This window comes from Brucella haematophila (genome assembly GCF_005938105.1).
GTDB classification, from domain to species: domain Bacteria; phylum Pseudomonadota; class Alphaproteobacteria; order Rhizobiales; family Rhizobiaceae; genus Brucella; species Brucella haematophila.
Window position 1 is genome coordinate 1 of record NZ_VCPE01000053.1, and the last position, 1,302, is coordinate 1,302.

Below are 1,302 nucleotides of genomic sequence, written 5' to 3' on the forward strand. Positions count from 1 at the left end.
TTCATGCAGATTTCGGGTCACATTACCACGCCAATTTGGTAAGGTTGCAGAACATCATTTTGGAGGGTGATAAAGTGCGCGAAATGTCGAGAAGCGATTTTGAGGCATATGAGAAAGAAGTTGAAACAGCTTTGTTCAGGCTTGGCCGCAATCTCGGACCGGAGGAGAAAGCCGATCTGGATCAGGTAGCGCAGTTTACGCGCGAGCACGTCAATCTAATGCGCGAGCATATGGAATTGACGGAACAGCGTGGAATGACCGCTGAAGCGACTTCTCGTGAAAGCGAGCAGGATAGCCCGTCGATGCAGATCGCTCGCGAACCCGATTCAGAAATTGCAAAGCCAGCGCATGTTGTCGCGGAATTAGAGCAGGGTCGGTCATCGGCTGAAAATGCGAACGATCCTCATTCCAGCGTGGATGACGAGGAGAAAGCGGCGGCAGCATCTTATCAGGCCGAAATGGATCGTTCATTCCCGAATGAAATCACGAGCCGATATTATATTCGTGAGGATCACGGTGGGACGCAGCGAGTCTTTGCCGATTCAAAGGGTGAGCGCGAAGTGTTCCAGGACAATGGAGAGAAGCTGCGCGCAAAATCGTTCGATGCTCAGGGCGTTCGATTGATGATCGAAACAGCAGCGCATCGAGGCTGGACGAGCATCGAGATAACGGGGAGCAAGGAGTTCCGCCGTGAAACTTGGCTGGAGGGCCAGGCGCACGGAATTTCGGTCAAGGGCTATCAGCCGACCGAACTGGATTGGCAAGATCTTGCACGCCGCGAGCAATCCTATTTGCGTAACGAAATTGTTCCGCTCAAGGGCAGGGTGCTGGAAGCGGATCACGGGCCCAAGGAGCAATCCGCAAGTTCAGATCAGTCGAGCAAGGTCGATAGAGAGCAACAGGGTGCAGCTAAATCAGAAACGTCGCACTCCAAGACCGTCGACTATAAAGAGGGCGTTCAGGGCATCCTTGTCGAGACAGGCGAGAAGCCCTATCAGGATAATGAAAAGAACGAGCCTTCGCCGTTCGTTGTTATTGAAACTGCCAATGGCAATCGCACGGTCTGGGGTGTCGGATTACCGGATGCGTTGCATCGCGCCGGCGCTGATATCGGCGATGAAATTCATTTGCGATCCACTGGTACGGAACGCGTCATGAAAACCGTCATACAGGAGATTGACGGGCAGAAGCACCGTGTCGAACAAATGGTCGATCGCCGGGCATGGGAAGCGAACTTGCTTGAAGAACGGGATCGGACCGACGAGAAAGTTGAAGGTTCCAAACAACTCGATAATCGGGCTA

1 protein-coding gene is annotated in these 1,302 nt (G+C 53.1%); it reads left to right on the forward strand.

From position 1 onward, the window contains the following. On the forward strand, positions 1 to 1,302 hold a 1,302-nt coding region (locus FGI60_RS26170), incomplete at both ends, for an LPD7 domain-containing protein (RefSeq protein WP_328592682.1).